Origin of the sequence: Pseudomonas sp. FP1154, from assembly GCF_030687245.1 — a bacterium.
GTDB classification, from domain to species: domain Bacteria; phylum Pseudomonadota; class Gammaproteobacteria; order Pseudomonadales; family Pseudomonadaceae; genus Aquipseudomonas; species Aquipseudomonas rhizophila.
Genome location: NZ_CP117465.1, coordinates 3,933,485 through 3,949,486, shown reverse-complemented (window position 1 = coordinate 3,949,486; position 16,002 = coordinate 3,933,485). Strand labels below are relative to the sequence as shown.

Sequence of the window (16,002 nt, the reverse complement as noted above, 5' to 3'; positions counted from 1 at the left end):
TGTTCGGCGGCGAGCCACTGTGGGAGCGAGCCTGCTCGCGATGACGATCTGCCTGACGACGGCGTTCATGCGGATTTCCCCATCAGCATCTGCCGCATCGGCAGCAGGTCACTGGGCAGGATGATCAGCGTCTGCCATAGCGCCACGCCACTGAGGCGGCAGTACATCGTCAGTAGCGCGACGGTCACGGCCATATAGGCGATCGAAGACGCCGCGGCGGCCCCGACGATGCCGTAACGCGGAATCAGGATCAGGTTCAATGCCAGGTTCAATAACGCTCCCACACCCATCAGCAGTGAAACCGTGCCGGGCCGGTTCTTGCCCAGCAAATCCAGGCGCAGGATGCTCGCGTAGCACAATCCGAACAGCCCCGGCAGCAGCGCCAGCAAGGCGGGATACGCTGGTTGGTAGGCCGCGCCGAACAGCGTGACGATCAGCCATTCACCAATCAGTGCCATGCCCAGGCAGGCGCCGAGCATGACCGTGGCGGTCAGGCGCAGGGCCAGAGGCGTCAGGCGTTTCATGTCGGAGTCCTGCTGCAGCAAACGCTTCATCAGCGGCGTGGTGACCGCCTCAGGCACAATCAGCAGCAGTTCGGCGGCGGCGCTGGCCATGGCGTAATGGCCCAGGGCAGTGCTGCCCAGCAGGGCGCCGATGAACAGGTAGTCCGAGCGCAGTACCACTTGCTGGAACAGTAAATCGGGGTGGCTGCGGGCACCGTAGCGCAACAGCTCCTTCTGGTTGGAGCGATCCCATTGCAGGGTGAACCTGTGGTCCCGCCGCAGCCAGACCCAACCGGCCAATACCACCAGGCTCAGACCCGCCAGCCAACTGATCAGTGCGGCCTCCAGGGCGGTGTCTTTCCACATCCAGAACAGCGCCAGAAACAGCAACAGCGGCGCCAGGGATTCCATCAGCCGCAGGGCATTGAAGGCGCCAACGCCGCCGGACGCATTGTGCAGTGTCAGCAGGCCGCTCTTGAGCACGGTCAACGGCACGGCCAACAGCAGCAGCCACGCCAACAGTCCCAACTGTGTGGTGATGTCCAGTTCGCCGCCGAATTCGCGCACCAGTGCCACCACCAGCACCGTCAATAACCCGGCCAACAGGCAGCCGAAGACCAGCACCTGGCTGAGCAGCAGGCCCATCGAGCGTTGTTGAGCCGCTTGATAGCCCACGGCCGAATTCAAGCCGCCACTGGTGACGGCGCTGATCAGGTCCGGCAGGGTGCTTAGCAGGGCGAACAGCCCGCGTTCACTGGGCCCCAGGATCGCCAGCAGCACATTGCGCAGTAGGCGCAGGCCGATCATCGCCAGGCGCGTGCCCATGCTCAGCGCCAAGTGCTTGAGGTAGTGGCCGCGGCTCATGGGCGTGTCCCCCCGGCGAATGCGCCAGGCCAGCAATTCAGGGTGCTGGGCATTGCGTTGGCTGACGCCGAAGCGTGGCAGGTTCAATGGATCGCCGTCGGTGCGATACAAGCCGGTTTCGGTGCCCAGGGCAAATGGGAAACCGTGGGCTGCCACCTGTTGACGCACGCGCTCATCGTGATCGCCGTTGGGGTAGCAATACACCGGCAGCGGCTGGGCGCAACCGTTCTCCAGGGCCGCCCGACTGCGGCTCAGCTCTTCGTGCAGACGCTGATCATCCAGCGCGGTGAGAATCGCGTGGCTGGCACCATGGGGGCCGAAGCGGATGAGCCCGGAATCTTCCAGCATTCGTACCTGGAACCAGTCCAGGGCCTGGGGCTGGGCGCCCGTGGGACAGGCGTCGGTGAGGTCGTTCAAGACCTGCGGGTCAAGGCTCTTGAGGCTCTGCAGATAGTGCATCAGCGACAGGCTGCGGCGCTGCTCATCCAAGTCATCGAGCATCACCGGCAATGGCCGGCCGGCGTGCTGCAAATGCTCGATCAACGAGTGTCGCGCCACTTGGCCATGGCTGCCCCACAGGGTTTCGCCGATGCTTTCCCACCAGAAGTGCTGGCGGCTGCCGATGAAGTCGGTGGACAGGAAAATACTCGCCGGCACCTGGTATTGGCGCAGCAAAGGAAAGGCATTCATCGCGTTGTCGCGCCAGCCGTCGTCGAAGGTCAGCGCCACTCGCGGGCGATTCGGGACGCTTTCAGGATCGGCCAGCAGCAGGCTCATCAAGGGCACGCACTCGAAATAGCGTTGCAGCCAGATCAGCAAGCGCTCGAAAGCCTCAGGTCCCACGCACAATTCGTTGCGATGGGGCAGCTCGGCGGCGCGGTCATTGTTAAGGACCCGGTGCAGCATCAGAATCACGCCGGCGCCACGCAACGGACCACGGCCCAGGGACGTGTTCAGGTACAGCCAGCCGCCGGTGCGCTTGCAGACTTGTTTGATGGACATGGGCCGTCTCCTTAGCGGTTCTGCTCGGGGTTCCATTGGCTATAACGATGACCTCGCAGAAACTGCCACAGCCCGATGCTCATGCCCGCCAGCGTCACCAGCACGAACGCCGCCAGGCGAAAGGGCCTGGGCAATCGGTGGCCTACGTCCAGTAAGCCGATCATTGCAATGGCGTAGCCGAGCAGTTGCGCCACCAGGCTCAGGCGATAGAACAGATGTTCATTCCACAGCCAGGCGTTGCTCAGCAGCAGCGGCAATAGCAACACCGGCGCCAGACGGCGGATCAGTTTGTGACTGATCAGGCCGATGGCGTAGAGCCCGTGACGAAGAGGGTTGAGCAACTGCCGGCGCTGGGCCAGGCTTTGCAGGCCGCCAACGGTGACCCGCTGGCGACGGCGAAACTGTTTGTCGGCTTCGTCCACGCCTTGGTCGGTGACCCGGGCCAGTGGCGCATACACGATGGACTTGCCCGCCGCCGGCGCACAGGTGCTGAGGAAGAAGTCGTCGTTGACCTGCGCCGGTATGGGTTCAAACAGTTCGCGCCGCAGGGCCAGCAAGGCGCCGTCGGCCGAGACCATGCAACCTGTGCGGCTCTCTACCTGACGCAGCCAGCCTTCGTAGTGCCGATACAGGCTATCGCCCAGGCTCAGGCCTTTGCCCGGCACGGGGATTTCCATGTGCCCGGCACAGGCGCCGACTTGCGGATCGCCCAGCGGGGCCAACAGGTGGCCAAGGGTATCGGCGGCCCATTGGTTGTCGGCGTCGGTGAACACCAGGATCTCTCCAGTGCTGTGGGCCACGCCGGTATTCAGGGCGGCGGCCTTGCCCTGGCGCGGCAGGTCGAGCACGGTGATGCGCGGGTCGATGACCCGCCGAGCGCAGGCCACTGTGTCGTCGGTGGAGCCGTCGCTGGCCAGGATGATTTGCAGCGAGCGCGCCGGGTAGTCCTGGGCCAGCAAGGTGCGCAGTTTCTCTTCGATGTGCCGTGCCTCGTTGTGGGCGGCAATGACAATGCTGACGTCCATCGGCAACGCCGGCCCGTAGCGCCGGAGCGGAAAAAGTGGCGCCAGCAGGCTCAGCATCAACGGATAACCGAGGTAGGCGTACACCGGCAGCAACAGGCACGACCAGTAAAGAAATTCAGCCACGGGCAGGTCTCCTGACGTTCCAATGACATAGGTTGAGAAGCAATGCGGCGCCGGTCAGGTGCAAGCGCACCCCGTGCAAGGCCCACAGTTGCAGCGTCAGGCGCAGGTCACGCCCGCTTTGACGCAGACTGAGGAACAACGCGGGCAGAGAGGTCAGCAACAGCAGCATCAGCGCGATGCGCGGCTGGCCCTGGAACAGAGCGACCAACGCCAGAAAGTCCAGGCCCCAGGCACCGATGGACAGTGCCGGAAAACGCAGCAGGCGCAGACTCGGCCCATGGCTGCGCAGCAACTGCAAATGGCTGCCCTGGCGCCACAGTTCCTTGCTCATCCACTCCCGCCAACTGCCTTCGTAACCCCAATGCAGGGCCACGTTTTCATTGACCAGCAGCAACTGCGCCCCGGCGTTGCGCAGGCGCAGGGAAAAATCCTTGTCTTCGCCCGTGCGCAGGGTTTCGTCGAACCCCCCGACCTGCTCAAACCACTGGCGACGCAACAACAGGTTGGCGCTGGGCAGCCACTGCACCCGGTGCAAGGGACGCGAGCCTGGGCGTTGGCTGCGGCGTTGCCAGGCTTGAGCGAACCAAGGCGCCTGAGCGGGGGTGTCCAGGTCCAGGCCCAGCACATCGCCCTGGCCTTGGAGTTCCAGCAGCAGCTTGAGCCAGTTGGCCGGCATCTCGATGTCGGCGTCGATGAACGCCAGCCATTCCCCATGGGCGATGGCCGCACCGCGGTTGCGCAGGGCGCCGATGTGCACGCCGGGCACGATCAGCACGCGCGCCCCCAGTTCGTTGGCAATGCGCGGCCCATGATCGTCCGAGCCGTTGTCCACCACGATCAACTCACAGTCCAGTTGCGCCTGGCGAGCGGCTTCCTGCGCCGCCAGCAACGTACGGCCAATGTGTCGGGCCTCGTTGAACATCGGGATCACAATGCTGATGCGGCTCATGGACGGGCCTCCTGCGGTGTTGCCTGTTCGGCGTCGTAGCGCAACACGCTGGTGATGGCGAGCATGATCCACAGCAACTTATGGTTGGGGGCGCTGAGGAACATCAAAAACAGCGCCAGCGACAGGAAACTCATGCCCAGGTGCGTCAGCAGGTCCGCCTGCACCCAGTCCCGACGTTGCAACCAGAGCTGGCGGGCGCGCCACAGGTTGTAGAGGCCCAGGCCGATCATGCCGACGAACATCAGCCCGCCAGGGATGCCGATCTCGCTGAAGATTTCCAGGTAAGTGTTGTGGGCCCGGCGATACAGATCCCCCAGCTTGCGATTGGCCGAGAACGCCTTGGCGTAGCCCGTGGGGGCGTAGTGCAGCGGGAACGTGCCCGGGCCGCTGCCCAGCACCGGGTTCTCGCGGATCATTTTGCTGCCGACCACGATGTACGAGGCACGACGGCCCAGGGATTCGTCTTTGTGGGCACTGGCGCCGGCGCTGAGGATGCTCAGCGACTGGATGCGCGCCACGTAGCCGGCCGGCATCACCGCAATCACCAAGGGAATCAGGATCGCCAGCCCGAGCATGGCGAAGCCCAGGTGTCGCGGGCGGATGCGCGGCATTTGGGCACGATAGTGATAGAGACCAATCACCAGGCTAAGCAACAGCACCACCAGCCCCGAGCGCGATTCGGTCTTGGTCATGCCGCCCAGCAGCAGGATGAAACAGCCACCCCAGAACAATCGGTGCAGCAGGTTCGGGCTGCGCAACACCAGCAACAACGCCATCGGCACGGTAAAGGCGATCAACAGGGCAAAGGCGTTCGGGTCTTCCAGCAGGCCGGATGCGCGGCCCTGGTCCTGGTATTTGACCGAAAACATTGCCAGCACGCAGGTGGTGGTCACGCTCAGGGTCATCAGTCGGCAGAACAGGTCCAGGTTCAGCTCGCGCCCGATCAGCAGGGTAATCACGAACAGAATCAGCCCTACCATCAGTTCGCGCAGATGGGTCATGGACAGGCCCAGGTTCTGCGACAGCATCAGGCTCAGGCCATAGAGCATCATGAAGGCGATCAGCGGCCGCCAGATATTGCTGCGCAAGCGTGATGAGGGAATCTGGCGCAGGGCCAGTTGCAGCATCAGGATCAGAATCAGCGCCACGCCGAAGAATTTGCTGCCCGAAAAAGCATTCTCCTTGAACAGACCTTCGAACGGCACCAGCGCCGCAATGCCCAGCAAGCCCCAGCCGGGTTTGCGGTACAGCACGGCGACGCCCACCAAGCCGAGCACCGCTCCCGGCGCCAGGAAGGGATAGGGGCTGGCCAGCAACGCCAGGCAAACCAGGCCCAGCAGACTGACGATCGAGAGCGGGACAATCATGGACGAGCCTCCCGTGCCGTGCGGATATAGAGCTGCGACCAGCGTTCGGCCAGGGTGCGCAGGTCATAACGGTCCCGTTGGGTGCGGCGCGCGTTATCGGCCAGAATCCGCGCCAGGGGCGGTTCGCCAAACAGTGTTTCGATCTGCCGGGCCAGTTCGGCGCTGTCGGCCGGCGTCGCGAGCAGGCCGTTGTGGCGATCCTGCAGCACATCGGGAATGCCCCCCACTCCGAACGCCACCACCGGCACTCCGGCCTGCATCGCTTCGAGCAGAATCATCGGCGTGCCTTCGGTGCGCGAACTGATGACCAGCGCGTCGAGCTGACTCCACCAGGGGTTCATGTCGGTCTGATAGCCGGGCAGCTCGATGCGAGTAGCTAGGCCCGCGTCGGCAATGCGCTTGAGCAAGGCCTGACGTTCCGGGCCGTCGCCGAGCATCATCGCGTGCAGCGATGCATGCCGCTGGCACAGGGGGATCATGGCGTCGAGGAACAGGTCCGGGCCTTTCTCGTGGCTCAAGCGACCGACGTAGCCGACCCGCCAGCGCAGCCGGTCGTCACGATGAGGCAGCGGTGCTGTGATCGACGGCAGGCCGTTGGGGATCACGTCGAGTTTTTCCGCGCGCACGCTGGCCTGGCGGTGCAGCACGGCAATGCTTTCGGCCACGCAGACCACGCGCTTGACCGAGGCGGTGCGGCACAGTTGCAGGCTCAGCCACGTGTAGAACCGTTGCTTGGTGCTGCGAGGCGTAAAGCCGTGCTGAGTGATGACCAGGGGCAAGCGCAGCAGCGTGGCCGCAGCCCAGCCGAACAGCAGGCCCTTGAAGTTATGGGTGTTGATCAGCGGCTGCTCGTCCCGTCGCTGGCGCAGGTGCTGCAACAGCTCGGCCCAACTGGCGCAGTGGCGGCAATCGACCCCGGCCTGGCGAAAGCGCGTGATCAAGGTCGGCGGCGCCGCCAGGAACAGCACCTGGTGCTGCCCTGGCGTGGCCAGGCAATGATCGAGCAACATCCGCTCGGCCCCGTAGAAGCCGCCGCTGTCGAGCAAATGAATGATCGGCAGGGCGCTGCTGCGGCAGGTCGGGCCAATCGGCGCGTTCAATTGCGCACCCAATGGACAAGGCTGGGCAGGCTCCAATTGCGGTGCGGGTTGACCTGTTCGGGGTTCTGCTCGTTGATCACCAGCAACACCGGTACATCCAGTTGCTGGGTAATCTGGGCAGGGTGCTTGAAGCGATGGTCGAAGAACTCACGCACATAGACCAGGGCGATCGCCAGGAGCAAGCCGCTGAACAGACCGAACGCAATAATCAGCATCGGCTTGGGAAACGCCGGGGCGGTCGGTTCGAACGGCGGGCTGAGGACGCGAGCATTGGACAGGTCGTTGTCCAGCGCGCGGGCGGTGCTGCTCTCGGCGAACCGCTGGGCGTAGGTGGAAAATGCCGCATGCAGGGCATTGATCTCGGTGTCCATCTGCCGCAGCTTGCTCTGGGTTTGCTGCAACTGATGGATACGCTCCTTGAACTCGGCGATGCGCGCGGTTTTCTGGTCGATCACCGAGCTGACGACTGCCAGGTCGTTAGTGCGTTCCTGGATGCGGTTGCTCACCACTTTGAGAAACTGCTGGCGGGTGCGCGCGATCTGCTCCCGAGTCAACAGCATCGGCTCGCTGCCGGGCTGGAAGATCGCCAGATCATTCATGTAGCGGCTGACCTGAGTGGTCAGTTGCTCGCCCAGTTGTTTGATTTCCCGGTCTTCGAAGGCGATGTTGTCCATGGTGGTGGTGAAGGTGAACGGGAAGGTGTAGTCGTTGAACCGTGAGTTGTTCGCCGCTGCCAGGCTGGTCTTGAGGTAATCCAGCCAGCGTTGGCTTTGCAGCAGACGATCGCGGTACAGGTTCAAGGCCTGTTCTTCGGTGTTGATGGCGTTCAGGCGGAAGGTGATCTCCTCTTTGGGATCGGAGGAGCTGACGTCTTCAAGCAGCGCCAGGCGGGTGCCCTCCAGTCCGTCGAGGCGTGTCTGGTACTGGGTTTTCTTCTGCTCATAGAAGGCTTGCGGCAGCTCGATCGATTGCAGGTCCTGGCGACCGGAGAGGTAGTTCTCCAGCAGTTGCGCCACGAACCGGGTGCCCTGGGCCGGGTCGCCGAAGCTGTAGACGATGGAGATGACGTTGGAGCCTGGCAGGGTTTCGATTTTCAGGTTGGCGATGGCTTCGTCGGTCAGCATGTCGAGCGTGGTATCTCGCACCGGATCGACTTCCAGCCCCAGGCCGTCGCGCAGCGGGTTGACGACGTACTCGCGCAGCGGCGTGGTGACATAGTGCTTGAGCGGCTCGCTCACCCATTTGTTGAAGATGCCGGGGCTAGGGGTGTACTCGCCCTGATCGCGCAGGGTGCTGATGGTCTGCCGGATCAGGGCCGGCGAGCGCAGGATATTGCTCTCGGTTTCCATGTCCGCCAGGGACGGTGGAATGAAGGTGGCGTCTTCCTGGTTCAGCGACGTGGTGGCGTCGCCCTGGGAGAGTTTTTTCGACTGGACGATGACCTGGGCGGTGATGTCGAAGCTCTGTTTGAGCATCAACGGCAGCGCCAGGGCGATCACGGCGAAGATCAGGAAGACGCGCTTCACCCACTGCTTGTTGGCGAAGAAAATCCTGAAGAACTCATGCAGATAGTTTTCCTTGGGATTCATGATCAATTACCTGCTGCAGAAGTGTTGGACCTGCCGTTGTCGCCTTTGCTGTCAAGGCGGTAGCCGAAGCTGACTCCCATGCCCTGGAACAGCACCACGTCGGCCAGTTGCCGAGCCATTTCACCGGCTTTGGCCAGCCCGGTCTTGGGCACGAAAAGCATGTCTTCGGGCTGCAGGTAGGCGATCTGCGAGGCGTCACCGCTCAGGGCTTTTTCCACGTCATAGTGGCGGGCTTCGACCTGATTGCCGTTGCGGCGCATGATCACCACCGAGTCGAGTCGGGCCTTGACGTTGGTGCCACGGGCCAGGGTCAGGGCCTCGAGGACCGAGATCGGCCGGCGGATCGGGTAGGAACCGGGCTGGGCCACTTCCCCGAGGACATAGATCTCGTTGCCAGCGGTGGATTTGAGCAGCACATCGACGGACATGCGCCCCGGCAATTGGGCGTAGCGCTCGTTAAGGTAGGTTTCCAGTTGATTGACGGTCATGCCTTGCAGCGGCACGGCACCGATTTCGGGGAAGCTTGCGTAACCATCCCGGCCCACGGTGATCTCCCGACTCATGCCGGTGCCCGGGTGGGTCAGGGTGTTGCGCAGTTTTGTCTCGTTGCTCAACGGGCTGGTGACATGCACCGTCAATTGATTGCGGTTGGGCTGGAACAGCATTTTGCGGTCATAGGCACGCTGTACCTCCAGGCGTGCTTCATCCGTGGTCAGCCCGGCGATTTTTACCGAGGTGTTGGCCCCCGGCAGTTCGATACTGCCGTCGGGCATTACCTGTTGTGCGCCGTTGAGCTGGCTGGCGGCGGTGAAGTTCAAGGCCACCTGGTCACCCGGCTGGACCCGGTAGGCATCCGGCCCGCTGGTGCTGATGTGAAAGATCACATCCAGCACATCCTGGGGACGCAGGGTCTGTTCGACCCGGGGCATGTCGGTGGCCTGGGCGTTGGCCGGTGCCGCCGTAAGGATCTGCACCGGCATGGAGCGGGTTTCGGTGTGGCTGGTGCAACCGGCAAGCGGCAACAGCAGCAGGACAAGCAATCTGGCGTTCATCTCGTCATCCTTTTTGCAGGCTTACAGGTTGTTGTAGAGCCACTTGGGCATGTAGTACTTGCGGCGGTTGAACACGCTGCCCACCACCTTGGCGCCGGCCTGGGTCAGACGCAGGCGAGCGGCCTGGGCCACCTCCCAGCGGGTGTCTTCACCGCGCACCACCAGCACCACACCGTCCACCTGGGTGCTCATGACCAGGGTGTCGCAGGCCGAGTACACCGCGTCAGCGTCGATCACCACAAAGCGGTACTGCCCGGCCAGTTGCTTGAACAGCGGGCGAAGCTGCTCGGGGTTCAGGCGCTCGGCATTGCGCCCCAGACGACCGTTGGGCAGCACGTCGAAGGGCAAGCTGGAGGTCTGCACCACGCAGTCCTGCAACAAGGGCGGTGCGAGGCTGTTGAACAGCAGGTCGCTGAAGCCGCGCTCCTTGTGCAGCGACAATTGCTGGCTGAGGTTGCGCGGCGACTGGCTGGCGTCCACCAGCAGTACGCGGCCGCTGCTCATCTGCGCCAGTTGAGCGGCCAGGGCCATGGCACTGGTACTGGTTCCGGTGCCGGTGTTGGCGGCCGTCAGAAGCAGAATCCGTATGGATGGGTCAAGCACGGTTGAGGTCAGGTTGGTCTCGCTCGGGCTTGCGATGCTCAGGATATTGGTTGAACCGTCCATTTAACTCGCTCCGTGGCCGCTGAAAACTTTGAAAGGGGTGATCATCAGGATCTTCAAGTCCAGCAACAGGCTTTGTTCGGCGATGTAGCTGAGGTCCAGTTCCACGCGCTGGTCGAAGTCGATGTTGCTGCGCCCGGAGATCTGCCACAGGCCGGTCAGGCCGGGGTAGATGCTCAGGCGGACAAGATGGTTGTCCTTATAGCGGTAGGCGTTGAACGAGGTCGGCCGCGGGCCGACCAGGCGCATGTCGCCGGTCACCACATTGATCAGGTTGGGTAACTCGTCGAGGCTGCTGCGTCGCAGGAACCGGCCGACGGGGGTGATGCGCGGGTCGTTGTCGATCTTGAAGTCGATGGCATCGGCACCGTGTTTGTTGAGGTGGCGCAGTGACTCCTTGAGCGCCTCGGCATCAGCAACCATGGTGCGGAACTTGTACATGCCAAAGACCCGACCGCGGTATCCGGTGCGTTTCTGCACAAACAGCACTGGACCGGGGCTTGAGAGCTTGATCAGCAGTGCCAGGCCCAGCAGCAGCGGGCTGAGCAGTACCAGGATCGACAGCGCGCCGAGACAGGCCACCACCCGATTGGTGCGCGAGACCGTCCAGGGTCGACCGCCGTCGCGACCAGTCAGCCAGCCGCGGCCCTGACGATGGATGGCCGCGTCCAGGCGTCGGCGGTGTTCGGGATCGACACGCTTGTCGCCCCCGCGGGCGGTGATAGGGATGCATTGCTCATGTCGGGTCATAGACTCCTCCGCTGAAGGTTGGTCGCATGCGTTGGGCTGCAAGCGGTGTCGGCGATAGGCAGGGCGTAGTAATCGAGGAACCAGGCAATGAAGCGCCCCAGGCCCTCGTCCAGCTCGATGCGCGGCTGAAAACCGGTGGCCCGCGCCAGGCCGCTGGCATCGGCGCAGGTGTTCAACACGTCCCCTGGTTGCAGGGGCAGCAGTTCGATCCGGGCGGTTTGTCCCAAGTGCTTTTCCAGCAACGCCACATAGGTGCGCAGCGCTACCGGGTGCTGCCCGCCGATGTTGTAGATCCGCCAGGGCGCTGCGCTGGTGGCCGGGTCCGGTTGATCGCGATCCCACTGTGGCGTGGCATGGGGCGGGCGTTCGATCAGCCGGGCGATGCTTTCGACGATGTCGTCGATGTAGGTGAAATCGCGCTGGTGCTCGCCATGGTTGAACAACTGCAACACGCGGCCTTCGGCGATGGCGCGGGCGAACTGGATCGGCGACATGTCCGGCCGGCCCCAGGGGCCGTACACCGTGAAAAACCGCAGGCCGGTGCATGGGATGCCAAACAGATGGCTGTAACTGTGGGCCATCAACTCGTTGGCTTTCTTGCTGGCCGCATACAGCGACAGCGGATGGTCCACGCCGTCCTGTACTGAGTAAGGTGTGCGCTGGTTGGCGCCATACACGGAGCTTGAGGAGGCGTAGATCAGGTGCTTGACCGGATGGCGACGGCAGCTTTCCAGAATGTTCAGGAACCCGCTGAGGTTGCTGTCGACGTAGGCCCGTGGATTCTCCAGGGAATAACGCACGCCGGCTTGGGCGGCGAGATGAATCACCACGTCGGGGCGGTGTGACTGGAACAACTCATCGATGGCCGAGGCGTCGGTCAGGTCCACCCGGGCCAACGCAAAGTCCCCCGCCTGGTCCTTCACCCACGCCACGCGGTCGTGCTTGAGCTGCGGGTCGTAGTAGTCGTTGAAATTGTCCAGCCCCCACACCTGATGGCCGTCGCGCAGCAGCCGCAGCACGCAATGGGCGCCGATGAAACCGGCCGCGCCGGTCACCAGAATGTTCACGCCCGTGGCCCCTGGGTCAGGCTGCTGGGCACGGTGTGACGCAATCCGATGCCGCGATACAAGAGGCCGGCGGCGGCCAGGTGTTCGGGGTTGTACAGGTTGCGGCCATCGATGATGACCCGGGCGCGTAACTTGTTGGCCAACAGAGCGAAATCCACGACCCGGAAGTTCTTCCACTCGGTGCAGATCACCAGGGCGTCTGCATCCTCCAGGGTGTCGTCGCGGGTGGCGCACAGGTTCAGGTCTTTGCGGTAGCCGTAGAGGCGGCGGCATTCGGACATGGCTTCCGGGTCGTAGGCATGGACCCGAGCGCCTTCGCGCCACAGCGCTTCCATCAGGTAGCGGCTGGGGGCTTCGCGCATGTCATCGGTGTTGGGTTTGAAAGCCAGGCCCCAAATCGCAATCGACTTGCCGGCCAGGCCGCCGGAGAACTGTTGCGTCAGTTTCTCGAAGAGAATGTGTCGCTGGCTGTCGTTGACGTCGGTGACACTGCGCAGCAGGCGCAGGGGCATGCCGCTCTGTTCGGCGGTATGCAGCAGGGCGCGCAGGTCCTTGGGAAAGCATGAACCGCCGAAGCCGCACCCGGGGTAGATGAAGTGATAGCCGATACGAGGGTCCGAACCGATGCCCTTGCGTACCGCTTCGATGTCGGCGCCCAGCCTTTCGGTGAGATTGGCCAGTTCGTTCATGAAGCTGATGCGGGTGGCGAGCATGGCGTTGGCCGCGTACTTGGTCAGTTCGGCGCTGCGGTTGTCCATGAACATCAGTTTTTCGCGGTTACGGCAAAAGGGCGCGTACAGCTCGCTCATCTGATCGCGGGCCAGCGGGTCGGCGGTGCCGATGATGATCCGGTCCGGGCGCATGCAGTCGGCCAGGGCGCTGCCTTCCTTGAGAAACTCGGGGTTGGACACCACTCGCACGTTCAACTGTTGCAGGCCCCGGCGAGCCAATGCCTGATGGGCACATTCGGCGACCTTGTCGGCGGTGCCGACCGGCACCGTGGACTTGATGATCAAGGTGCGGTCGCTGTCCATGAAGTCCGCGATCTGGCGGGTGACCGCCAGTACATGGCTCAGGTCTGCCGAACCGTCTTCATCGGCTGGCGTGCCGACGGCGATGAAAATCAGTTCGCCGTGATTGACCGCATCGCTGGCCTGATCACTGAACAGCAGCCGGCCACTCTTGATGTTCTCTTCGAGCAGTTCGGACAACCCAGGCTCGCTGATCGGTGGCACCGCTTGCTGCAGCTGACGGATCTTGTTGGGGTCAATGTCGATGCACAAAACACGGTGGCCGACGTCAGCCAACGCAGCCGCTTGAATCAATCCCACATACCCCGTACCAAATACGCTCACATCCATTTTTGGCGTGCCTCGCAAGACGGTTGATGTAACTCGGATGAAACTGTTTAGAGGGGTATAGCGCAGCTTCAGAAAAGCGTGTCAGCAAAATGACAGTTGTCACTGTTGGCAAACTCGACAGAACTTGGCCTTTTGATATCAAGTCATTGACTGGTTTAGAAAAGTGCCGTTTTTAAAGGGCTGTAACGGCTTTTAACTAGGCGATGAACGGTATTTATCCATAGATTTTTACGTTTAACTGGCTTCAAGTGTGTCATTTTTGGGCTAACTTTTTTTTGACGCATTGGCCGTTCGTCCCTTTTCTTGCGCTTTGCAAAGCCGCTGCTAACGTGCAGAAAACGACCCTCTATCCAACGCCGCCCTATCGCCGAGAAACACATGCTCCGATACCTCAAGGAACTGTTGCTGGTGCTGTACCTGATCAGGGGATATGACTATTACCTTGATCGTCTGAATGCCTTGGGTTTGGGATTCGCCACGTTGCTGTTCGGCGCGATGTTCGTGTTGTTGGTGGTGGCGCTGTGGATGAGTGCGTACATCCGCCAGACCTTCGTGCGCCACTTGTTTGCCTTGGCGATGTTTGGTTCGGCGGTGTTTTTCGAGGTTTACACGAGGGTGACCGATAGCTATCTGACGTACAGCCAGTTTGTGTCGCTGGTGTATTCGGGTGGTTTTATCGGGGAGGCGGCTTCGCAGTACCGCGAAGTGATTGTCAGCGCCGCCACCGGTGGCCTGTTGCTGCTGCTGGGACTGGGTCTCAAGCCTCGGCGGTCGGTGTCATTGCCCGGTTATTTGCCAATCGCCGCACCTGTGGTGGGCGTGTTGTTGCTCAGTGGTGTTCTGTTCGTCCGGGCGGGCGAGGGCGCACGGGGGTTGCCGGTGATGTACACACCGCTGGCCTATCTGAATCTGTTCGTTTACGAAGCCCTGCACAACACCGTCGGTCCTCGGGAGCCGATCCGCCTGACGCGGCCAACATCGCCGATCGAGCATGATATTGTGCTGATTATCGATGAAAGCGTCGCTGGGAATTATCTGGATATCAATACGCCGTTCGGCGTGCACACCGGCCTCAAGACCCCGCCCGATGGGGTGCAGGTGTTCAATTTCGGTTACGCGGCTTCCATTGCCAACTGCAGCGCCGACACCAACGTCACCTTGCGTTACGGCGGCACCCGGGCCGATTACGTGCGCATCAACAGCACGTTGCCGTCGATCTGGCAGTATGCAAAAAACGCCGGGTTGCGCACGGTCTATATCGACGCCCAGCGTACCGGTGGTCACCTTCAGAACCTGATGACCGACACTGAAAAAAACGATATCGACGACTTCGTGCAGTTCGACCGCACCCCGGTGTTCGAGCGAGACATGGCGGTTGCCGCGCAACTGATCGAGCGGCTGGGCAATGACCGGGCCGAGCTGGTGGTGGTGAACAAGCTCGGTGCGCATTTTCCCGTGCACGACAAATACCCGGATGAGTTCATGAGCTATCGTCCCGCACTGCCGCGTGGGCGCTTTCTCGAAGTCGCCGATACCGGCCAGCGTGACGGTTTTGATGGCCGGACCCATGACTGGGAGCTGTACCGCAATGCCTACCAGAACACTTTGCTGTGGAATGTCGGAGAGTTCTTCAGGCGGATCTTCCAGCAGGCCGATTTAGGCAACGCCGTGCTGATCTACACCTCCGACCACGGCCAGGACCTTCACGAGCGCGGCAACCCTGGGCTCAATACCCACTGCGGCGGTGACCCGGTGGCGGAGGAAGGGCTTGTGCCGCTGGTGGTCATAGAAGGCGCGCGCTTGCAGACCCTGGATTGGCAGCGGGCATGGGCACAGAACAAGGACCGCTCCAGCCACTACAACATCTTCCCGACGCTGTTGCAGTTGATGGGGTACGACCCGGCCGGTGTTGAAGCGACCTATGGGAAATCCCTGAGCCAGCCGACCGAAGATGCCTTTACCTTCAACTACCGCTTCAATGCGCGGCTGGGGGCGATGCCTGAATGGAAACACATCGACCTCAAGCACATTGTCACACCAGGCCCGGTTCAGGCCGAGATGGCGGCGGGTCAGGCGGGATCGATGTTGAATGTGCCGCCGTCATCGCGAGCAGGCTCGCTCCCACAGTAGTCCGAGTTGTCCGCAGGCCTTGCATGCCGCCGAAAATCCCTGTGGGAGTTGTCCGCAGGCCTTGCATACCCCCGCAAATCCCCTGTGGGAGCGAGCCTGCTCGCGAAGGCGGTGTGTCGGTCGGAATCGATGTTGAATGTGCCGCCGTCATCGCGAGCAGGCTCGCTCCCACAATAGTCCGAGTTGTCCGCAGGCCTTGCATGCCGCCGCAAATCCCTGTGGGAGCGAGCCTGCTCGCGAAGGCGGTGGGTGGGCTTGCAGCATAGAATCTCCCACAGTAGTCCGAGTTGTCCGCAGGCCTTGCATGCCGCCGCAAATCCCTGTGGGAGCGAGCCTGCTCGCGAAGGCGGTGGGTGGGCTTGCAGCATAGAATCTCCCACAGTAGTCCGAGTTGTCCGCAGGCCTTGCATGCCTCCGCAAATCCCCTGTGGGAGCGAGCCTGCTCGCGAAGGCGGTG

12 protein-coding genes and 1 pseudogene are annotated in these 16,002 nt (G+C 62.4%); 1 reads left to right on the top strand and 12 read right to left on the bottom strand.

Features of this window, described 5'->3' with window-relative positions; genetic code table 11:
• Positions 1 to 65 precede the first annotated feature (65 nt).
• The 12 genes and pseudogenes from PSH91_RS17660 to PSH91_RS17605 form a co-directional block, all read right to left on the bottom strand.
• On the bottom strand, positions 66 to 1,367 hold the full coding sequence (locus PSH91_RS17660) for a lipopolysaccharide biosynthesis protein (protein ID WP_305468558.1): 1,302 nt from the start codon (positions 1,365 to 1,367) through the stop codon (positions 66 to 68).
• Positions 1,368 to 2,369 (bottom strand): annotated as a pseudogene (locus PSH91_RS17655) (polysaccharide deacetylase family protein); the annotation flags it as partial. It abuts the gene before it with no gap.
• 11 nt (positions 2,370 to 2,380) lie between these two features.
• Entirely contained in the window at positions 2,381 to 3,517 is a 1,137-nt protein-coding gene (locus PSH91_RS17650; protein ID WP_047228542.1) for a glycosyltransferase family 2 protein, read from the bottom strand.
• Positions 3,510 to 4,466, bottom strand: a complete 957-nt coding sequence (locus PSH91_RS17645) for a glycosyltransferase (RefSeq protein WP_047228541.1) — start codon at positions 4,464 to 4,466, stop codon at positions 3,510 to 3,512. Before PSH91_RS17645 ends, PSH91_RS17650 begins: the two co-directional genes overlap by 8 nt.
• Positions 4,463 to 5,833 (bottom strand): O-antigen ligase, encoded by a 1,371-nt coding sequence (locus tag PSH91_RS17640; protein WP_274090739.1) that lies wholly within the window; start codon positions 5,831 to 5,833, stop codon positions 4,463 to 4,465. Before PSH91_RS17640 ends, PSH91_RS17645 begins: the two co-directional genes overlap by 4 nt.
• Positions 5,830 to 6,933: a glycosyltransferase family 4 protein gene (locus PSH91_RS17635; RefSeq protein ID WP_305466325.1), complete on the bottom strand. Its 1,104-nt coding sequence runs from the start codon at positions 6,931 to 6,933 to the stop codon at positions 5,830 to 5,832. Before PSH91_RS17635 ends, PSH91_RS17640 begins: the two co-directional genes overlap by 4 nt.
• The gene (locus tag PSH91_RS17630; RefSeq protein WP_047228538.1) at positions 6,930 to 8,522 is read right to left on the bottom strand and encodes a Wzz/FepE/Etk N-terminal domain-containing protein; all 1,593 of its coding nucleotides are present in this window, start codon (positions 8,520 to 8,522) and stop codon (positions 6,930 to 6,932) included. The genes PSH91_RS17635 and PSH91_RS17630 overlap by 4 nt, the downstream gene beginning before the upstream one ends.
• Before the next feature lie 2 nt (positions 8,523 to 8,524).
• Complete coding sequence (locus PSH91_RS17625; RefSeq protein ID WP_047228537.1) at positions 8,525 to 9,574, bottom strand: polysaccharide biosynthesis/export family protein; 1,050 nt, start codon at positions 9,572 to 9,574, stop codon at positions 8,525 to 8,527.
• Positions 9,575 to 9,595: 21 nt separating this feature from the next.
• Entirely contained in the window at positions 9,596 to 10,240 is a 645-nt protein-coding gene (locus PSH91_RS17620; protein WP_047228536.1) for a CpsD/CapB family tyrosine-protein kinase, read from the bottom strand.
• Entirely contained in the window at positions 10,241 to 10,987 is a 747-nt protein-coding gene (locus PSH91_RS17615; protein ID WP_188251346.1) for a sugar transferase, read from the bottom strand. It abuts the gene before it with no gap.
• Positions 10,984 to 12,054 (bottom strand): NAD-dependent epimerase, encoded by a 1,071-nt coding sequence (locus tag PSH91_RS17610; protein ID WP_107322257.1) that lies wholly within the window; start codon positions 12,052 to 12,054, stop codon positions 10,984 to 10,986. Before PSH91_RS17610 ends, PSH91_RS17615 begins: the two co-directional genes overlap by 4 nt.
• Positions 12,051 to 13,415 (bottom strand): UDP-glucose/GDP-mannose dehydrogenase family protein, encoded by a 1,365-nt coding sequence (locus PSH91_RS17605; RefSeq protein WP_047228533.1) that lies wholly within the window; start codon positions 13,413 to 13,415, stop codon positions 12,051 to 12,053. Before PSH91_RS17605 ends, PSH91_RS17610 begins: the two co-directional genes overlap by 4 nt.
• A 378-nt stretch (positions 13,416 to 13,793) precedes the next feature.
• On the opposite strand from PSH91_RS17605, the gene PSH91_RS17600 reads away from it, so the two are divergent.
• On the top strand, positions 13,794 to 15,545 hold the full coding sequence (locus PSH91_RS17600; RefSeq protein WP_305466320.1) for a sulfatase-like hydrolase/transferase: 1,752 nt from the start codon (positions 13,794 to 13,796) through the stop codon (positions 15,543 to 15,545).
• Positions 15,546 to 16,002: the final 457 nt, after the last annotated feature.